Raw genomic sequence first — 18912 nt, forward strand, 5'->3', positions numbered from 1 at the left:
CGTTAGCAGCGAGAAAAGAGCGGTCAGTCTTGCGATTGATGGCTCTTTTTTTTTGTGCTGTAAATCGATGGTTCGCTTTATGGGTGAACCGGATGCAAACTGTTTTTTGGTTCAGTGAGATATTGTTCTATCGCACCGGTATCAATGGGCCGGCTGTAGAGGTAGCCCTGTACCTCATCGCAACCGGCATGGCTGAGGAAGCGGGCCTGTTCGGCGGTTTCTACCCCCTCGGCTATCACGGTGAGCCCAAGGCTGGCACCTAGGGCAATCACCGCTTTAGAGATCGCCATATCATCCGTATCCACCGGAATATCGCGGATAAAGCTACCATCGATCTTTAACTTATGAATCGGTAGTTTTTTCAGGTAACTGAGGGATGAGTAACCGGTGCCAAAATCATCAATGGCTAAGGTGATACCTAGGGCCTTGATCTCATTCAACTGCTCGACGGCCCGATCTGCGTCCTGCATAACATAGCTCTCGGTCACTTCGATTTCGAGATAGCGTGCGGGTAGGCCTGTTTCGGCTAAAACCGTTTTAATGGTATCGACGAGATTGCCCCGTTTAATTTGTGGGCCGGCGACATTAACCGCAATACGACCAAACTCAATACCGCTATCGAGCCATTTTTTGGCCTGAAAGCAGGCGGTGCGTAACACCCACTCACCAATTTGAATAATTAAGTTGGATTCCTCGGCAAAAGGGATGAATTTACCGGGAGGGATATTGCCCTCAGAAGGGTGGTTCCAGCGAATCAAGACCTCCATACCAATCAGAGCATTATCATGTAGACGTATCTGTGGCTGATAATTGAGATGAAACTCATCTTTGTCTATGGCCTGCTGTAAGCTTGTTTTGAAGAATATGTGCTCAAGTGCGCTGTTGGTCATATCCTCTTCGTAAAACTGGTAGGTATTGCGGCCATTATTTTTGGCGCGATACATCGCGGCATCTGCATTGCGTAGTAGTTCGGTGGAATCCTGTCCGTCATGCGGATAAAGGCTGATACCAATACTGGCGGTGACCGATGCCGTATGGTCCGCTAGCACAAACTCCTGTTGAAATGTCTTTAAGAGTTTTTCGATCAGCTGAGTGAGGTTGTCAGGGTAATTAATATCCTCAAGCAGCAGAATAAATTCATCACCACTAATGCGGGAAACCGAATCTTGCTCTCTTACGCAACCTAGCAAGCGGGAAGCGGTTTCCTTCAAGAGAAGGTCGCCAACGATATGGCCATAACTGTCATTGATGATTTTAAAATTATCAAGATCAAAGAAGATTACGGCAATTAACGAGTTTTGTCGTTTGGCTCGTTTAATGGCGTGATCTATATATTCATTCAACAGCAGCCGATTGGGCAGTCCGGTGAGGGCGTCATGGTGGGCTAGGTGATAAAGCTCTTTTTCCGTACGGGTGATATCGGTGATATCGCGGACGACACAGACTAGCTTATGGTCTATCGACATTTGATTCAGGCGTGCATCGTAGTAGCGTAACTCCCCTTTAATGGTTAAGGCGTAGGTAAAGACCTGCATCACATGCGTACGTTCTAACTCCGCGAGTTTATCTTCAAATAACTGACCTATTTTGGGCGGCAAGACCTCTTGCATCGTTTTACCTAAAAAATAGCTCGGCTCGCGATACAGCTCATGTTGATTGTGGGCATGTACATTGAGAATGGTGCCGTCGGAACTGATTTGAAAATAGATATCCGGCAGTGCCTGAAATAAACTGTTTAACTCGGCAGCATAATGTTGATTATCGGTTTCGAACTGTTTGCGTTTGGTGATGTCTTGTACGATCCCCGCCATGTTGACGGCCCGCCCTGAATGATCGAGTTGATGGCTGCCGGAGCCCCAGATCCAACGAATCTCACCATCGTGACGTTTGATGCGACACTCAAAATCCCAATCACCTTTGGTCTCAACCGCCTGTTGGAATTTTTGTTCTACATCGGGCCTATCTTCCGGTATGACATGTTCGATAAACATATCGTAGGTCCATTGGGGCAGGGGTGTGTTGTAACCAAATATCTGATCATGTTGTGGCGAGCGGTAGGCGGTGTTATCGACTAGGTTAAGATCCCAGCTACCGGTACGGCTCTGTTCGAGCACAAAATTTAACCGCTCTTGAATCGCTAAATCCCTGTTTTCGGCTAGGCGACGCTCGGTAATATCGGAGGCTTGTACGATGTAACCAACCAGCAGGCGACTGTCATCTGAAGCGTATAGGGCCGTTGTGACTGCATCGGCATAATGGGGTACCCCTGCTATGTGATAGATATCTTCGGTAATGACCGCTGTGCGCTGGGATACGGCTTGTTGAAAACGTTGTTGCCAGATCGCTTTCCATTCCGGCAGCTGCTTCCACGCGGGAGCGTCCCAAAGTAGCTGGCCAATATAGTCTTCACGCTCAGCACCCTGCATGTTGAGTGCCATTTGGTTAATCTCAAGCACTCGGCCTTCGGGCGATATCAGGGCTAAAAATTGATGTTGTTGATTAAAAGCCATTTTGAATAGCTGTTCGGGACTAGCGCCGTCGGCCTGAGGACCGGTCTTTTTCGATATCATCAAGGGAGTATTGTTGAGAAACCTAAATTTAGAAAGGTTTTTATACGCTATTTCGGTATTAATCGGATGGTTGATTGGCTCATTAATCAACGGGAACACATCTACGGATGACAGAATAATATTTGAAGATAATTGAATGTTAATCAAACACACATAGGATGTTGATTGAACATCGACTGACTTGAGATTGGTACTGTATTAGCAGGGCCGAGATTACATTGTTGAACTTGTTTTGAGGGCTCAAAAGTCGACTAAAATATTCTGTGAATGGATGCCTCATATGGCGGACTAAAGCATGGTTGGGGTGCTGATAGGGGAGATATGGGGAGCCGGCCGGAAGACGAGCGGCTAGGCTAATACCCGCTTGTTATGGCGTACTGATGATGGAGCGAGTTATGTTTAGCTTAAGACGAAGGTTGGTGGAGGCGAGGTTGATGCGACTGATCGTTTAACCCACGCCTCGGGTGTTATTCGCATTAAAGCCACGGGTTATGCTGGCGTTAAATAGCGTAGTGTTTATACCTTAAGATCGGTTAACTCTTTGAGTAGCTTGGTCAGTTGTTTCAGTTTCTCTTCACCATACAGCTCGGTAAACGCTTGATACTGCGCCTCGACGTCGGGGCTGAGCCGCTCAAACAGACTGAGCGCTTGATCGGTTAGGCTTAGCAGGGTGCGACGTTGATCTTCATCTGATTTCTTACGCTTGATATAACCCTGCAGTTCCAGGCGCTTAATGATCCCTGTAAGACTCGGGCTAAGAATGCAGCAGTGTTCAGCCAGTTGCTTTGATTCCAGTTCGCCGAACGCCTTTAGCGCCCTTAATACCCGCCATTGCTGCTCGGTCACATTGTTTTCTTGCAGCATGGGCCTAAACAGGGCCATGCTCGTTTCGCGGGCTTTAAGCAACTGTAGTGGCAAGGAGTCTTCAAATTTACGCATATATATATATTCTTAATATCTAAACTAATTTATTCATTCTTACTATTCGCGGCGAACGATGCAAACTTTTTATTACATTCTTTGTTTAGCGATAGAGCGCCGCCACTGAATATATCCATGGATGAGCAATGTGGAGATCACCAATCCTCCGCCTTGCAGGGCGGCTAAGCTCGGCGCTTCATCAAGGAATAGCCAGACCAGCAGGGGGCCACAAGCGGTCTCGAGTAGCATCAACATGCCGACTTCCGCGGCGGAGATACGGGTTGGTCCTAGGGTAATGAGCACAAATGCAATGGGAATGATAATGATACAGAGTAGTAACATCCAGCCCCAATCGGCACCTGACATTGTTAGCGGTGGGGCAAAGCATAGGCTGATCACGCTGGTAAGTAGACCGGCAGAGATCAGTGCGGGTGTCATATCGCGATGCTTCACTGAACGATCATTGACAAATTTGGACGCCAGCATTGTGCCGCACACGAAGGCCATGAGGTCGCCTTTAAGATTAGGGCTAGACCATGAGTCCTTCATGACCCAGCCGATACCCAGCATTGAGATAGCAATCGCGATCCAGGTAATGGGCGCTGAGCGTTCGCCAATAAATATTCGGGCGATAATTGCAGCAAACAGGGGTTGAGCACTGATGATCACCAATACATTGGCGACCGAGGTATGGTGAATCGCTGAGACAAACAGAATCGTACTCGCACAGAAGAACAGTGAAGAGCGGATGCTGGCCCAGTCGCGATAAAAAAGGGGTTTACCAGGATATTTGTAACGACACCAGAGTGCCACCATCAGGCTCATCAATAAGCCTCGCCAAAACAGTAGCGTGAAGGATTCAACGTCTATGAGGCGGATCAGTAATGCATCGAAGCTGAGAATCAATACACCGAGGGAGGTGAAGATAAATCCTTTTAAGTAATCAGTATTCATGGTCCATTCAATCTCTTATCGAGGTGGTCAGTTTTTATCGTTATTAGGCCAGCGCCATCTTTTTTGCCATCGGTGCGGCAATATTCGGCGCATTGTATCCGTATTATCGACAAACTGCATTGAGTAGCGATGACAGGCCTCTTTTGGCTTCAGTTAGGATACAATGCTCTGCTTTCAATGCAGGGCTAAGGGTACTTTCAGATTATGGCTAAACAACAACAGCGTCGTGGGCAAGATGTCAGTCGGCTTCATCCCCGCAATCCTCATCAGGGGCGTTACGATTTTGATAAACTCTGCCTGCTCTGTGCTGAACTAAAACCTTTTGTGATCCCGAGTCACTCCGGTGGCCAGACGATCGATTTCCATGATCCGGCGGCGGTCAAAGTGTTGAATAAAGCGTTGTTGATGCAGCGCTACGGTATTCAGTTTTGGGATATTCCTGCCGGTTATCTCTGCCCGCCAATCCCGGGGAGGGCAGATTATATTCATTATCTAGCCGATGCGTTAGCGGTTGATCATGGCGGCGTCGTGCCTGAAGGGCGAATGATTCAGGGACTGGATATCGGCGTCGGTGCCAACTGTATCTATCCCTTAATCGGTAATCGGACTTATGGCTGGCAGTTTGTCGGTACAGATATCGATCCGGTATCGGTGAATACGGCCAACCTTATCGCCGAAGCGAACCCTGCTTTAAAAGGGCAGATAAAGTGTCGTTTACAGACGGATGCCAAACGTATTTTTAAAGGGGTGATAAAACCGTCAGATCGGTTTGATTTTACCCTGTGCAATCCGCCTTTTCATGGCTCGGCGCAAGAGAGCGAAGCGGCTAATAAGCGCAAACAGCGCCATCTAGGACAAGAGGCTGAGAAGGCTAACCTCAATTTTGGTGGACAGCGTAATGAGCTTTGGTGTGCTGGCGGAGAGTTGGGCTTTATCAAGCGGATCATCAGCGAAAGCCGTACGGTAGCCGAACAGTTTTATCTGTTCAGTTGCTTGGTGTCTAAACAGGACAACATTCCCCAGCTTAAAGCGGCGTTGAAAAATGCTGGCGCTAAGCGGGTGCAGGTGCTTGAGATGTCTCAGGGGCAGAAACAAAGCCGCTTACTGTTGTGGACCTTTCTGTCAGCTGAGGCACAGTTGGAGTGGCGCGAAACATACTGGGGCGATAAATAATCTACCGCCTCAGCTTTTTATTGCTTAATGTGTTGTGTGAATAGGGTGTAGCGATAAGCGTATCTAGGCAGTCGCTAATGCCTTTGTTGCAGTAGTTTTGCTGTGTGTTCGAGTTCTTCCATATAGTTAAGTAGATCCTCGGTCATAATATCTGGATGAGCATTAAGCAGACGCTTGAGTGTTTCAAAAGGTGCTGGTGACCCTTGATGTATATTGCTGGTGATGGCGAGCAGCAGTGAGGTGAGCACCTCGAGACTTTTTACGCGTGACTCCAGGTTATATCCTTCCACATTCAATCCCCCTTGGATTGTCATGATACACACGACAGTCCGCTCCTAATGGGGCGGGCTGCCTCCTGACATATACATGAGTGTAGTCAAAAAATGCTGACTGTGGAGGAAATATCATGAGATGTTTTCACGTGCATATTTAGCATTAGTAACCTACTGAGACGAATCCCTTAGACGGGTTCGGCTAGCGGTATCTGTGCTTGCATCTCTTTGCAAAGCCTTCCTAGCGTGGTGATCGCTTTCTCGATAGCGGGGTTTGCACTATTCACACAACTGATGCGCATAAAGTTTTTATATTTGCCTGACGCAGAAAACAGCGTGCCGGGGGCGATGCTGATACTCTCTAGCCGGGCCCGTCGGTCGAGCTCATTGGTATCGATCTCATTGGGCAGTTCGACCCACAATAGATAGCCCCCTTGGGGGTAACTGATTCTTGTGCCTTCCGGCATATCCCGTTTTAACCAGCCGATGACGGCATCTCGGTCGCGTTGATAGTTGATACGCATTTTACGCAGATGTTTTTCGTAATAACCTTGGGCGATAAATTCCGCCAGTGCCATCTGTGTGAGGGGCGGAGTGGACAGGCTGGAGAGGTATTTCACCATCATGATGTGCTCCCGATAGCGACCTGGCGCCACCCAACCGATACGTAATCCCGGCGCAACGGATTTCGAAAAGGATGAGCAGAGTATGACGCGACCTTCGGTATCAAAGGATTTAATGGTGCGAGGGCGCGGCAGGGTATAGTTGAGATCTCCATAGATATCATCTTCAATCAGGGGAATATCATAGCGCTTCAATAGGGCTAAAAGCCGAATTTTATGCTTATCCGGCATCGAATAACCGAGCGGATTATTGTTGGTTGGGGTTAGTAAGACGGCGCGAATAGGCCACTGTTCAAAGGCCATCTCTAAGGCTTCGAGGGAGATGCCGGTTTCCGGGTGAGTGGGTATCTCCAGCGCTTTGACACCATTGATTTTGATGGCTTGTACCGAACCAAAAAAGCTGGGGGAGTCGACCACAACGATATCGCCAGGCTCTGTCACGGCACGCAGGCTACAGGAAAGTGCTTCCTGACAGCCGATAGTAATAATAATCTCATCCGGATGGAGACGGCAGCCCGAATCGACCGCGAGGCGAGCGATCTGGTGACAGAGTTCAGCCGAGCCTACTGCAGATTCATAATTAAGAATCCTACTGGTTTCGGTACGACTGAGTTCGGTAATCAGCCTAATGAGCGGTTTCAGCGTCGCCGTTTCGGTATCGGGCAGCGCTAAACTGAGCTTGGTGCTCACCTGATTGTGATATTCCTCAATGATGTGTTTCAGTTTTTGCCACTGGGCAACCACTAAGGGTTCTGGGACTGGGCTGCTGGTGGCCGGTAGCTCTGGGATCTCTTGATGTTTAAGAACGTAGTAACCCGATTTTGGCCGGGATTCAATCACGCCATCATCCATCAACAAACCATAGGCTTCCTGCACCGTGGAGATACTAACGCCGTGCTCCTGACTCAATCCTCGTACGGAGGGGAGTTTGTCGCCTTCGTGGTAATAGCCCAGATCGATGCGATCTTTAACGGTTGATGCTACCTGTTCATACAGTTTCATAGAGAGTTCCCAGTACAGTCACGCATACCGCACAGTTTTTTGCATAAGTGGCAGTACAGATAGAGACTTTGAATAACTGTACTGGGTTGATAAAAAATATTGTGAATCTGTAATGGTATCAGATTGCATCTTAAACTGAAGCTCTTATCAGAGGAGGGATTCACAATGTTTAAGGTATTGACGCAGTTAAAGTGTTATCGACAAGCTTATGCCAGTCGGCGGTTGCTCAAAGGTCTTGATGCACATCTATTGAAGGATATCGGGTTGACCCGCTCAGAGGCGCTACGCGAAGCGAAACGGCCATTTTGGGATCATCGCACCTTGAAAGAGGATGAGACCTCGTCGCCGCTTTTCATGGCGTATAGTCTGTCTTCATGTGTGTTGGTCGCCGGTCTTGGCTTGACGGTCTGTCTCACTATCTGACACTTAAGTGATAAAGGCACTGGCGGTTTAGTCAAAAACAGAACTATGCTGTAGAGGTATTATAAAAATAAAAATTAGGAGGTGCCTGTGTCTCAGGAATTCTACCCTTTACGTTTGCAGGATAATTGTGATGTTGAACATCTGCTAACGCCAGGCCAGAAACAACAACCGTTTAGCGTGAATAATCCCGCGATTGAAGTGATGACCGATTTCAGTGAGGTCGTGCCGGTCACGGTGACCGAAGGTGTGTCGGTGGATGATGCACTCGAGCGGATGAAAAGTCAGCATGTGCGTTTGTTGTTTGTGATTACCCTAGCGGGCAAGTTTGTCGGGGTGATCAGCTCCCATGATATCGCGGGGCACAAGGTGATTGTGCATATGCAGAATCATGGTGTTACCCGTGATGAGGTGGCCGTTGGGCACATTATGTTGCACAAACAGCATCTGCGCTCGATCACCTTTGATCAGATTACCCATTCACGGATTGGCGATATTATGCTGACGCTGAAAAACTCGGGAGATCAGCATCTGCTGGTGGTGGACGAAACCGAGATAGGGATTAAGCGTATTCGCGGGATTATCTCGGCTAGCGATGTCTCCCGTAAGCTGCGAGTCGGGTTTGATATCATGTATGAGGCAAAATCCTTTGCTCAGATCGAAAAAATCATTACTGAGGGCAGGGACCTCGTCATTTAGTTATAAGCACAAAAATAATATCGCCTGCGTTTAAAATTAACTTTACAGGGGGGGCGTTTTAACTATACTCCGCGTTTTCTAATGGAGTTAAAAAAACTCCGCTGATCCGCCGGTTAACCCGGCAGGAGTATAGGTAAAAATAGTGATGAAATTGCCGGATCATATCTCTGCTGAAAAATGGGCTCGCTTGAAAAAAGTGGCCGATCAGCATCAGACACCCTTTCAGTTAATTGATTTGCAGACGATTGCAGAAAAATATCAAGAACTGAAAAATGGATTTGATTTTGCCTCTATCTACTATGCGGTTAAAGCCAACCCGCATCCACAGATTGTGGAATTACTGGCCGGATTAGGGTCCAGTTTTGATATTGCCTCGATCTACGAGCTGGATCAGGTGTTGTCACACAACGTTAGCCCTGATCGTATTAGCTATGGCAATACGATTAAAAAACGTGCTGATATCCGCTATTTTTACGAAAAAGGCGTGCGCCTGTTCGCCACGGACTCCGAAGAAGATCTCAAAAATATTGCCGAATATGCACCCGGTTCGCGGGTGTATATCCGTATTCAAACCGAGGGGGCCGAGGGCGCAGATTGGCCGTTGTCACGTAAGTTTGGCTGCAATCCTGATATGGCGATCGATTTGGCGGTGTTGGCAAAAAAACTCAAGCTTGAACCCTACGGTATCTCATTCCATGTAGGCTCTCAGCAACGTCTGATCGATGTGTGGGATGCGGCGATTGCTAAGGTTAAGGTGATCTTTGAGCGGTTACGCAGTGAGTATGCGATTCAGCTTCGTTTGATCAATATGGGCGGTGGTTTTCCCGCGCAATACCTGACCAAGGCGAACGATTTTTCTGTTTACTGTGAAGAGATAACCCGTTATCTGACCGAAGATTTTGGTGATAACCCGCCGCAAATCATTCTTGAGCCGGGCCGCTCTTTGGTCGGCGATAGTGGTTTGTTGGTGAGTGAAGTGGTGCTGATTTCACGTAAATCCCATACGGCGCTGAACCGTTGGGTGTATACCGATGTGGGCTTGTTTAATGGCTTGATTGAAACACTCGGTGAGGCGATTAAGTTTCCGCTAGAGACCGAGCGTGATGGCCCTGCTGAACCGGTGGTGCTGGCTGGGCCAACCTGTGACAGCATGGATATTATGTACGAAAACTTTAAATATGAACTGCCGTTGTCGTTAGAGATTGGTGATCGTATCTACTGGTTCTCAACCGGTGCCTATACCACCAGTTACAGCTCTATTGAGTTTAATGGCTTTCCGCCGTTGAAATGTTATTGCATCTGATACAGGGGGCGATGGCATTGTCCACCTGATATTCCTAAAAACCCGCTTCGGCGGGTTTTTTGTTATTAACCATTGATTCATATGCTAATAATGAGTCTCTGTCCTTCTGATCACGGCGTCGGCTATGCTATAAGTAAACTATTATAGGTGTTGTCAGTGGAGCGACCATGAATAGACATCAAATTCTTCAAACCCGCATCGATGCATTACTCAATGTGTTGTCTGAAGATGTGCTGATCCTGAGTCAGCAGGGAACCATTATCTTTTCCTCACACGCGGAATCCGCCCTACCTTGGGGAGGGAATGAGGCGCTGATCGGTAAAAATTTGCGTGATATCTTTCCTGATTCATTGGCGGGTTTATTGACGGGGATGGTTGAACAGTCATTAAGCCTGAATCAACTGGTGGTGAAAGAGATGCTGTTCGATCCGCAAGAGATCGAGTATTTACAACAGCAGGGCATGACTGAAAGCTGTTGGGTGGAGGTGCGGATGGCTCCTTCTGCGGGCGATGAACCGAGCGTTGTCTGTCGCATCGAAGATATTAGTCGGCGTAAGGCGGTACAGCGGGAAACCTCTCAGGTGCAGCGGGATCTGTTAACTGGGATGTATAATCGTCGAGCATTGATGCCGGTGTTAGCGCAATCGATAGCTCAGGCGGTGCGGTATGATTGGACCTGTAGCCTGATGTTGATCAATATTGATGATCTCCATGTGATTAATGATGATCTGGGCTGGGATGTCGGCGATGAACTGTTGAAGCGGTTAGCCGAATCACTCAATAGCCTAAAGCGTACCGCGGATTTTCTGGCGCGGGTTGGCAAAGATGGCTTTGCGCTGCTGTTACCCGAAACTAATGCGGAGCAGGGGATATTGACGGCAGAGAGGGTGCGTAATCGCGTGACAGACCTTTCCGCCCAGCATGCGGGTCGTGATGTACGTTTTACGGTAAGTATCGGTGTGGCGACCCTAGCGGGTGAGGACGATAGCGCCGATGCCATGTTTGCGCGGGCAGAAGACTGTTTGCAGTTAGCCAAACAGCAAGGCGGTAATAAGATTTGTGGTAGTGAATAGCCGCCTATTTATTTAAGCGAACAAAGGGCAGCCGGTAAAGGCTGCCCTTTGTCGTTCTATCTGCTAAGACAGTCGCATAGAGCTGCAACCGTCTTGCGCCATTAGAGGCTCGGGTGCTGCTTCAGCGTGTCGATCAGCGTAGTCATCTCTTGCTGGGTGCCGATCGTAATACGTAGGTAGTTTTCGATACCCGGTTTGCTAAAGTGTCTGACGAGCAGGTTATTGCTGCGTAAGTATTGCATCAAGTCGGCACCACTAAGTGAGGCGTGACGCGTGAAGACAAAGTTAGTTTTCGACGGAATAACGTCAAAACCTAGTTGCGTTAATGCTTCACTGGTCCACTCACGGCAATCGATAATTTTCTGCGTGGTTTCGTTAAAGTATTCAACATCTTCGAGTGCTGCCACTGCGCCGGTAATGGCGATACTGTCTAATGGATATGAGTTGAATGAGTTCTTCACACGCTCAAGACCCGCAATGAGATCTTCATGCCCCAGTGCAAAGCCAATTCTCAGCCCCGCGAGACTGCGTGATTTAGAGAACGTCTGGATAATCAGTACATTATCGTATCGACGGCTGAGTTCGACCGCTGATTCTCCACCGAAGTCGATATAGGCTTCGTCGATAATAACCAGTGATTCAGTATTCTTTTGCAGTAACGCTTCGATCGCCGCCAGTGGGGTCAATCGACCGGTAGGGGCGTTCGGATTAGCAAAGATAATACCGCCATTCGGCTGATCATAGAGAGACAGATCGATTTTAAAGTCGTCGCTCAGTGGAATCTGGCGGTAGTCAATATCATACAGGTGACAATAAACATCATAGAAACTGTAGGTGGTTTCCGGCAATAGCAGAGGCTTGTCCTGACGGAAGAAAGCCATAAAGGCTAAGGCGAGGACTTCATCTGAACCGTTGCCGACAAAAATATTGTTATAGGGCAGCTCAAAATGGGTTGCCAGTGACTGTTTGAGTGCAGTCGCATCAGGATCACAATAAAGACGTAAACGCTCTTTAGGGTAGTGGTTGATCGCCTCGGCTACCTTCGGTGAAGGGGGATAAGGATTCTCATTGGTATTCAGTTTGATGAGGTTATCAACTTTTGGCTGCTCACCCGGAACATAGGGTGTCAGTTGGCTGATAGCCGGGCTCCAATATTTACTCATGATGAAGGATCTGTCGCTATATAGGCGTTTGCGGGAAGTGAGCGGCGGGCCCGGATGATTCCGGCGAATGCGACGCCGCGCTATTGGGCCTAGCATACCAAATAGGGGATCGTTGTCGCTATACCGTTTTACGATCACTGAATGATTTTATCGATGAGTAATACTGGATATATAAAGTCGAGACATAAAAAAACTGCCCGGTGGGAAGGGGTTTCCGCCGGGCAGTTCAGATTTTGCATATAACGTTGATGTAAGTATATAGAGGGGCTTATTCAGATAAAGTTCAGTGAAATCGTTTTTTAATTGGATATTTTTTACTGAGTGGCGGAGCTAAACGGGAACTCGTGATGAAACTATGTGGTTGATGGGCTGTTAGAGAACATTAAGTAGAGAACATAAAAAAACTGCCCGGTGGGAAGGGGTTCCGCCGGGCAGTTCAGATGTAGCTTATTACGTTGATGTATTAATTTAGAGACGCTTGTTGAGGTAAAGTTCATAAAAAAGATAAATTTATTTAAAATAACTGCAACATATTGATTTATATATATTTTTTTTGTAATTATGGTTTCTGATGGTCTCAAGCTAACGCTAATGTCGGGGTAAGGGCATCGGTTCTATGCGTTAATGTCGCTGTCGGGAGACGATATCACTTTTAGCGTATAGGTATCAATACAGAGTACCGCAAGTATGTTTTTTAGATCTATTAACCATGGCGTTCGGGAGTCGTTGCGCTGGATACGAATATGCCGATAGGCTGACTAGGAGTAGATAGGCGAGCAGATGGATAGAATGATGGGTTATCTGTTAGCCAGATCAACCGATGAGCAAGACAGGCATAACGCAGTCATGGTTTTGAGTGATGAGGGGGCGTACGAGGCGTGATATAAATGCCCAAGTATTAACAGGCCAACGGTAAACGTCGGCCGGTTAGCATTCAGGCACTCTTTTCAGCGATTAACTTCGTTAAGCGAGCTTAGTTAATCAGCGTAAGGAATTCGCTACGAGTCGGCTGACTCTTACGGAATGACCCGAGCATCATGGAGGTTTTCATGCTGCTGTTCTGTTTTTCCACACCACGCATCATCATGCACATATGCCGCGCTTCAATCACCACGCCAACACCGTCGGCACCGGTCGCTTCCATAATGGCATCAGCAATCTGCTTGGTCATGTTTTCCTGAATTTGCAGGCGGCGTGCGAACATATCGACGATACGAGCAATTTTAGAGAGGCCGATCACCTGACCTTTAGGCACATAGCCGACATGACATTTGCCGATAAAGGGCAACATGTGGTGTTCACACATCGAATATAGCTCGATATCTTTGACGATAACCATTTCGCTATTTTCGGTGGGGAAAAGCGCGCCATTGATGACCTCATCGAGGTTTTGTTCATAGCCTCGGGTGAGAAATTGCATCGCTTTAGCGGCGCGTTTAGGAGTATCGACCAAACCTTCCCGGGTGATGTCTTCACCGAGTTGCTCGATAATGCTGGCAAATTCTTTTTCCATTACAGTGTGTAATCCTGTTTTGGTCTGTTTGATCTCTGTCAAACACCATTCACACCATCGCTGGAGAGGTCATTATGACAGGGCCGTTAAAAAGTGTGCTAACTTACGTGATTAGCAGGCTGAGGTAAAGTCTATCGCTAACTATTTAGCCTTGATGAGCGGCTTTATTTGCCCGCTTAAGGAGGACATAGAGCGCACCGGTACCACCATCTTTCGGTTGTGCCGATGAAAAGGCGATCACTTGGTTCATCTGTCTGAGCCAATCATTCACATAGGATTTCATTCGTGCGTGCTGGCCCTCGATGCTGTTGGACTTACCGTGGATCACCATGACGCAGCGTAGTTGTTGGTTACTGCATTCGCGAATAAAGCTGCCGAGTTCGGTGCGGGCATCATCTAGGGTATAACCGTGTAGGTCTAAGCCAGCATCCCAAGGGACATGACCCTGTTTGAGCCGTTTCATCAGTTTTAGCTGCACGCCGGGGGCGGCAAAGATCAGCTCATCGTTGGTTTCCACCAGATTGACCACTTCAGAGTTGAGTCCGTCGACGATCAGTTCATCGTCCTGAACCGCCATCTGGCGTTTATAGCGGGTGGTTTCATCGTCGCGCAGCTTGAGTTTTTTCGGTTGACCACGCAGATCTGCCCGGTCGCTTTTAATGCGGGAGACGCCTTGCATCACCGAGGCAAAATCAATTTCGTTATCATCGTTGCTAGCACCGCTATTGTGGCGCTTGTTATTAGGCAGATCGTTATCAGACATAGCGTTCGCAAACATTATTCATTAACATACACGGCCTGTAATAAAGCAGGCCTCAATCCGACGAATTATCCATCCAGATATGACCATCAATCAAGCACAGACCCTGAAAGAACTGCATACAATACGTGATTTTGTCCGTTTTAGCATGAGCCGTTTCTATGAATATGACCTCTATTTCGGTCATGGCACCGATAATCCGTGGGATGAGGCGGTGCAACTCGTCTTAGGTGCGCTGCATTTGCCCTGGAATAGCAATCCAGAGTTGTTGGATGCACGGCTCACCGGTGATGAAAAACAGCGGGTGCTGGATTTTCTGGAGCAGCGGGTGATTCAACGCCGACCACTGCCCTATATTATCGGGGAGGCTTGGTATGCTGGCATGCCGTTTTATGTCGATGAACGGGTACTGATTCCCCGCTCACCGATTCAAGAGTTGATAGAGCAACAGTTTAGCCCCTGGTTACGGGAAGGGCCGGTCGAGCGAATTTTGGATCTATGTACCGGCAGCGGCTGCATCGGTATTGTGTGTGCTTATGCCTTTGAAGAGGCGGAGGTGGATCTGGCGGATATCTCTGCTGATGCGCTGGACGTTGCACGGCGGAACATCAAGCGGCATGAACTGGATGAGCGGGTTACGGCGATCGAAAGCGATCTATTCAGTGCCCTGGCCGGGCGTAAATATGATCTGATAGTGAGTAATCCTCCGTATGTAGACCGAGCGGATCTCGCGGGTATGCCGCAGGAATATCAACATGAGCCCGATCTGGCGCTGGGTTCTGGCCCGGATGGTTTAGATATCACCAAGCAGATTTTGCGTCAGGCCCAGCAGTTTTTGACTGAGGATGGCCTGTTGGTGATCGAAGTCGGTAACAGCGAGGTGCATCTACAGCAGCAATACCCAGAGATTCCTTTTACTTGGCTAGAGTTAGAGCAGGGCGGCAATGGTGTCTTTCTGCTGACGGCGGCCGAGGTTCGGCAGTATTGCAGCGCGGTCTGAACGACTAGGGTATAATCGGCTAAATTTTTTGTTTTAATATCGGGAACAGACGATGTCAGGAAACACCTACGGTAAGCTTTTTACCGTCACTACTTTCGGCGAAAGCCATGGCCCCGCACTGGGCTGTATCATTGACGGTTGTCCTCCGGGGATCGAACTGACCGAAGCGGATCTGCAGCGGGATCTCGATCGTCGTAAACCGGGTACCTCGCGACATACCACTCAACGTCGTGAAGCGGATGAGGTGAAAATCCTCTCCGGCGTCTTCGAGGGCAAAACCACCGGCACACCGATCGGACTGATGATTGAGAATACCGATCAGCGTTCGAAAGATTATTCCAATATTGAAGAGACCTTTCGTCCGGCCCATGCGGATTATGTCTATACCCATAAGTATGGCTTTCGTGATTATCGTGGCGGCGGTCGTTCATCGGCCCGTGAAACAGCGATGCGCGTGGCGGCAGGGGCTGTGGCGAAAAAGTTTTTAGCGCAAAAAGGCGTGACGGTGCGGGGTTACCTGTCGCAACTTGGCCCGATTAAAATCGACGCGTTTGACTGGGATCAGGTCGAGCAAAATCCGTTCTTCTGCCCCGATGTCACTAAAGTTGCCGAGATGGAAGCTTATATGGACGCTCTGCGTAAAGAGGGTAACTCTGTTGGGGCGAAAATATCGGTATCCGCGAGTGGAGTACCGGTCGGGTTGGGTGAACCTATCTTTGACCGCCTCGATGCTGAGCTAGCCCATGCGCTGATGAGCATTAATGCGGTTAAAGGGGTCGAGATCGGTGATGGTTTTGCCTGTGTCGAACAGAAAGGTACCGAGCACCGGGATGAGATGACCCCACAAGGATTCCTCTCGAACCATGCCGGCGGTATTCTCGGTGGTATCTCTACCGGTCAGGATATTACCGCGCATATCGCGTTGAAGCCGACCTCTAGCCTGCGTCTACCGGGTCAGAGTATTAACAGTCGAGGCGAGTCTATCGAGGTGGTTACCAAAGGACGGCATGATCCCTGTGTCGGTATTCGGGCTACGCCGATTGCTGAGGCCATGATGGCGATTGTGCTGATGGATCACCTGCTGCGTCATCGGGCACAAAATGCCGATGTGGTCTGTGATACGCCGGTGTTAAAAGGCTAAGCCTTAGCGTATAGGGTTTTCTGTTCAAGGTGGCGCTCATGGCTGCCGTGAACAGGCTTAATGATTAATTATTTTTTTAGCAATGGCGAAATGTTCGTCTTTTAGTGGTGGATTCACGATGACAGTCTACAAAGAGACTCTTTATGATGGTTATGGTCAGGCATTCGATGTGCAAGAGGTGCTGTTTGAACAGCAAACCGATTCTTGGCATCTGATTATTTTCCGTAATGCGCAATTCGGTACAGTAATGGCGTTGGACGGCATTATTCAGACCACTGAAAAAGATGAGTTTATCTACCACGAGATGCTCACCCATGTACCGCTGATGGCCCATGGCAATGCTAAAAAAGTGCTCATCATCGGTGGTGGTGATGGTGGTATGCTGCGCGAAGTGTTGAAGCATCAATCGGTTGAAAGTGTGACTCAGGTTGAGATCGACCAAGCGGTCATCGATATGTGTGTTGAGTATCTGCCGAACCATTCACAGGGTGCTTACGATAATCCACGGGCTAACGTCGTGATCGGTGATGGTATCGATTATGTCTGCCAAACCGAAGAAAAGTACGATGTGATTATCTCCGATTGTACCGATCCTGTTGGCCCCGGTGAGGTGCTGTTCAGCAGCCGCTTCTATGAAGGCTGTAAGCGTTGTTTGAATGACGGCGGTATCTTCGTTGCACAGAACGGTGTGGTCTATATGCAGCCTGAAGAGGTGGTAACCACACGTCAGCGTCTGAGCCCATACTTTACAGATCAAACCTTCTACACCGCTGCGGTACCCACCTATATTGGTGGTGCGATGACTTTCGCTTGGGGCTGTGATGAGGCGGCAACTCGACTGCAAAGCGTCGAGACTATTGCGGAACGTTTTAAGGCCAGTGGTATCAAGACCCGTTACTACAATCCGGCAATCCATACCGGCAGTTTTGCCTTGCCACAGTATATCCTTGAGAAGCTAGGCGACGCCTAATCTCGTTAAGGGTTACTGTTGGACTGTTATATTGTGATAGTCCTGAAAATCCACCGGTTGTAACGATCGGTGGATTTTTGTTTTTACGGGCTGCGATGGCTACACGATCGATCGATGGTTTTGCTGTCGTACCTTTAGGTTATTTCGAGAGGCCCATGAGATTGAGTCGCTGATGAAACTGAATACTTATAGCCGCCTGTCCGGTTTCTACTTTTTTTATTTTTCCCTGCTAGGTGCATTGGTTCCTTATTGGAGCCTGTATCTGCAATCTTTTGATTTTGATGCGCAAACCATCGGTGGACTGATGGCTATCTTGATGGCCTCCCGTATTGTGGCGCCCAATATTTGGGGCTGGCTGGCGGATTATACGGGCCAGCGATTGCGTATTGTTCGTTTCGGGGCGTTTTTCACCTGCCTGATGTTTATCTTGATCTTTTGGCAGGACAGCGCGCTCGGCATCGCCTTGGTGATGGCCGGTTTTAGTTTTTTCTGGAATGCGGTGCTACCACAGTTTGAAGTGTTGACCCTGACGCATCTCAAAGGGCGAGAGTCATTGTACAGTCGCATCCGCCTATGGGGTTCGGTGGGCTTTATTGTGGCCGTGATGGGTATTGGTTGGCTGTTAGACCTGATGAGTATTCGTTGGTTGCCGTTAATGATGTTGGGATTGATGGTGATGATTTGGCTGGCGTCGCTGCTCGTCTCGGGGGAAAAACAGCAGAGCAATGCCGATGAAAGTGGCTTTTTACAGCAATTGCTGCGACCGCAGGTGTTGGTGTTTTTTCTCATCTGTATGTTGATTCAGTTTAGTCACGGGCCTTATTACACTTTTTATTCGGTACTGCTAGAAGGGCTGGGTTATAGCCGCACCGAGATCGGTATGCTGTGGTCGGTGGGTGTGGTTGCGGAAGTGCTGATCTTTATTCTGATACCGCGTCTGATCGGTGGCTTGGGTTTGCGTACGCTGATGCTCGTCAGCTTACTGCTCAGTGTCGTGCGCTGGTTGTTGATCGGTTTAATGCCGGAAAATCTGCTGTTGATGCTGTTTGCGCAGACGTTACATGCGGTAAGCTTTGGTGCACTGCATGCCGTGGGTATTGCGCTAGTGCATCATTATTTTTCCCCTTCGAATCATGGGCAAGGGCAGGCGATGTTCAGTAGCTTAGGTTTTGGCTTAGGTGGGGCGTTAGGCGCATTATGCAGCGGCTTAATGTGGGATAGCTTGGGGGCTGCGGCAACCTTTAGTGTTGCGGCCGTCGCTGTTTTTATCGCCTTTATTTGCGCTCTGTTATGGATAAGACCAGAAAATGCTGCGGTTACGAATCGGTAAATTTGTTTTGCACTGCAGTTGGTAT

Annotated in this window: 17 protein-coding genes; 9 read left to right on the forward strand and 8 right to left on the reverse strand. The window is 48.5% G+C overall.

Annotation, left to right across the window (positions count from 1 at the left end; translation table 11 throughout):
* Nucleotides 1–77: 77 nt before the first annotated feature.
* The 3 genes from EH243_RS01030 to EH243_RS01040 form a co-directional block, all read right to left on the reverse strand.
* Complete coding sequence (locus tag EH243_RS01030) at nt 78–2570, reverse strand: EAL domain-containing protein (protein ID WP_126156772.1); 2493 nt, start codon at nt 2568–2570, stop codon at nt 78–80.
* Nucleotides 2571–3086: 516 nt separating this feature from the next.
* Nucleotides 3087–3509: a homoprotocatechuate degradation operon regulator HpaR gene (gene hpaR, locus EH243_RS01035; protein ID WP_126156773.1), complete on the reverse strand. Its 423-nt coding sequence runs from the start codon at nt 3507–3509 to the stop codon at nt 3087–3089.
* A 72-nt stretch (nt 3510–3581) separates the two neighbouring features.
* Entirely contained in the window at nt 3582–4445 is an 864-nt protein-coding gene (locus tag EH243_RS01040) for a DMT family transporter (RefSeq protein WP_126156774.1), read from the reverse strand.
* Nucleotides 4446–4649: 204 nt separating this feature from the next.
* On the opposite strand from EH243_RS01040, the gene rlmF reads away from it, so the two are divergent.
* A complete protein-coding gene (rlmF, locus tag EH243_RS01045; RefSeq protein WP_126156775.1) occupies nt 4650–5618 on the forward strand; it encodes a 23S rRNA (adenine(1618)-N(6))-methyltransferase RlmF in 969 nt (322 codons plus the stop codon).
* Between the two features lie 74 nt (nt 5619–5692).
* Here the strand turns inward: rlmF and EH243_RS01050 are convergent, their stop codons facing one another.
* Together EH243_RS01050 and EH243_RS01055 are read right to left on the reverse strand one after the other, a co-directional pair.
* Complete coding sequence (locus EH243_RS01050) at nt 5693–5908, reverse strand: hypothetical protein (protein ID WP_126156776.1); 216 nt, start codon at nt 5906–5908, stop codon at nt 5693–5695.
* Between the two features lie 170 nt (nt 5909–6078).
* Nucleotides 6079–7515: an aminotransferase-like domain-containing protein gene (locus tag EH243_RS01055; protein ID WP_126156777.1), complete on the reverse strand. Its 1437-nt coding sequence runs from the start codon at nt 7513–7515 to the stop codon at nt 6079–6081.
* A gap of 165 nt (nt 7516–7680) precedes the next feature.
* Here EH243_RS01055 and EH243_RS01060 point away from each other — a divergent pair, with 165 nt between their 5' ends.
* From EH243_RS01060 to EH243_RS01075, 4 genes are all read left to right on the forward strand, one after another.
* Nucleotides 7681–7938, forward strand: coding sequence for a DUF1127 domain-containing protein (locus EH243_RS01060; RefSeq protein ID WP_126156778.1), 258 nt, complete (start codon nt 7681–7683; stop codon nt 7936–7938).
* An 87-nt stretch (nt 7939–8025) separates the two neighbouring features.
* Nucleotides 8026–8634 (forward strand): CBS domain-containing protein, encoded by a 609-nt coding sequence (locus EH243_RS01065; protein ID WP_126156779.1) that lies wholly within the window; start codon nt 8026–8028, stop codon nt 8632–8634.
* 145 nt (nt 8635–8779) lie between these two features.
* Nucleotides 8780–9937, forward strand: coding sequence for a type III PLP-dependent enzyme (locus EH243_RS01070; protein WP_241234960.1), 1158 nt, complete (start codon nt 8780–8782; stop codon nt 9935–9937).
* A 167-nt stretch (nt 9938–10104) separates the two neighbouring features.
* Entirely contained in the window at nt 10105–11010 is a 906-nt protein-coding gene (locus EH243_RS01075; RefSeq protein ID WP_126156781.1) for a sensor domain-containing diguanylate cyclase, read from the forward strand.
* A 101-nt stretch (nt 11011–11111) separates the two neighbouring features.
* Here EH243_RS01075 and hisC read toward each other — a convergent pair whose 3' ends face one another.
* From hisC to EH243_RS01090, 3 genes are all read right to left on the reverse strand, one after another.
* A complete protein-coding gene (hisC, locus tag EH243_RS01080) occupies nt 11112–12173 on the reverse strand; it encodes a histidinol-phosphate transaminase (protein WP_126156782.1) in 1062 nt (353 codons plus the stop codon).
* A 973-nt stretch (nt 12174–13146) separates the two neighbouring features.
* Entirely contained in the window at nt 13147–13686 is a 540-nt protein-coding gene (folE, locus tag EH243_RS01085; RefSeq protein ID WP_126156783.1) for a GTP cyclohydrolase I FolE, read from the reverse strand.
* Nucleotides 13687–13831: 145 nt separating this feature from the next.
* On the reverse strand, nt 13832–14449 hold the full coding sequence (locus EH243_RS01090) for a Smr/MutS family protein (protein ID WP_126156784.1): 618 nt from the start codon (nt 14447–14449) through the stop codon (nt 13832–13834).
* Between the two features lie 79 nt (nt 14450–14528).
* Here EH243_RS01090 and prmB point away from each other — a divergent pair, with 79 nt between their 5' ends.
* The 4 genes from prmB (at nt 14529) to EH243_RS01110 (ending at nt 18887) form a co-directional block, all read left to right on the forward strand.
* Nucleotides 14529–15446, forward strand: coding sequence for a 50S ribosomal protein L3 N(5)-glutamine methyltransferase (gene prmB / locus EH243_RS01095; RefSeq protein WP_126156785.1), 918 nt, complete (start codon nt 14529–14531; stop codon nt 15444–15446).
* 52 nt (nt 15447–15498) lie between these two features.
* The gene (gene aroC, locus EH243_RS01100; protein ID WP_126156786.1) at nt 15499–16587 is read left to right on the forward strand and encodes a chorismate synthase; all 1089 of its coding nucleotides are present in this window, start codon (nt 15499–15501) and stop codon (nt 16585–16587) included.
* Between the two features lie 118 nt (nt 16588–16705).
* The gene (gene speE / locus EH243_RS01105; protein WP_126156787.1) at nt 16706–17557 is read left to right on the forward strand and encodes a polyamine aminopropyltransferase; all 852 of its coding nucleotides are present in this window, start codon (nt 16706–16708) and stop codon (nt 17555–17557) included.
* Between the two features lie 172 nt (nt 17558–17729).
* Nucleotides 17730–18887, forward strand: a complete 1158-nt coding sequence (locus EH243_RS01110; RefSeq protein WP_126156788.1) for an MFS transporter — start codon at nt 17730–17732, stop codon at nt 18885–18887.
* Nucleotides 18888–18912: the final 25 nt, after the last annotated feature.

This window comes from Amphritea opalescens, from assembly GCF_003957515.1.
GTDB classification, from domain to species: domain Bacteria; phylum Pseudomonadota; class Gammaproteobacteria; order Pseudomonadales; family Balneatricaceae; genus Amphritea; species Amphritea opalescens.

Bases quoted from the DNA above. Each gene is read 5' to 3' on its own strand.
- EH243_RS01030 (WP_126156772.1), bottom strand. From the start codon at position 2,570: ATGATATCGAAAAAGACCGGTCCTCAGGCCGACGGCGCTAGTCCCGAA.
- hpaR (WP_126156773.1), bottom strand. From the start codon at position 3,509: ATGCGTAAATTTGAAGACTCCTTGCCACTACAGTTGCTTAAAGCCCGC.
- EH243_RS01040 (WP_126156774.1), bottom strand. From the start codon at position 4,445: ATGAATACTGATTACTTAAAAGGATTTATCTTCACCTCCCTCGGTGTA.
- rlmF (WP_126156775.1), top strand. From the start codon at position 4,650: ATGGCTAAACAACAACAGCGTCGTGGGCAAGATGTCAGTCGGCTTCAT.
- EH243_RS01055 (WP_126156777.1), bottom strand. From the start codon at position 7,515: ATGAAACTGTATGAACAGGTAGCATCAACCGTTAAAGATCGCATCGAT.
- EH243_RS01060 (WP_126156778.1), top strand. From the start codon at position 7,681: ATGTTTAAGGTATTGACGCAGTTAAAGTGTTATCGACAAGCTTATGCC.
- EH243_RS01070 (WP_241234960.1), top strand. From the start codon at position 8,780: ATGAAATTGCCGGATCATATCTCTGCTGAAAAATGGGCTCGCTTGAAA.
- EH243_RS01075 (WP_126156781.1), top strand. From the start codon at position 10,105: ATGAATAGACATCAAATTCTTCAAACCCGCATCGATGCATTACTCAAT.
- hisC (WP_126156782.1), bottom strand. From the start codon at position 12,173: ATGAGTAAATATTGGAGCCCGGCTATCAGCCAACTGACACCCTATGTT.
- folE (WP_126156783.1), bottom strand. From the start codon at position 13,686: ATGGAAAAAGAATTTGCCAGCATTATCGAGCAACTCGGTGAAGACATC.
- EH243_RS01090 (WP_126156784.1), bottom strand. From the start codon at position 14,449: ATGTCTGATAACGATCTGCCTAATAACAAGCGCCACAATAGCGGTGCT.
- prmB (WP_126156785.1), top strand. From the start codon at position 14,529: ATGACCATCAATCAAGCACAGACCCTGAAAGAACTGCATACAATACGT.
- aroC (WP_126156786.1), top strand. From the start codon at position 15,499: ATGTCAGGAAACACCTACGGTAAGCTTTTTACCGTCACTACTTTCGGC.
- speE (WP_126156787.1), top strand. From the start codon at position 16,706: ATGACAGTCTACAAAGAGACTCTTTATGATGGTTATGGTCAGGCATTC.
- EH243_RS01110 (WP_126156788.1), top strand. From the start codon at position 17,730: ATGAAACTGAATACTTATAGCCGCCTGTCCGGTTTCTACTTTTTTTAT.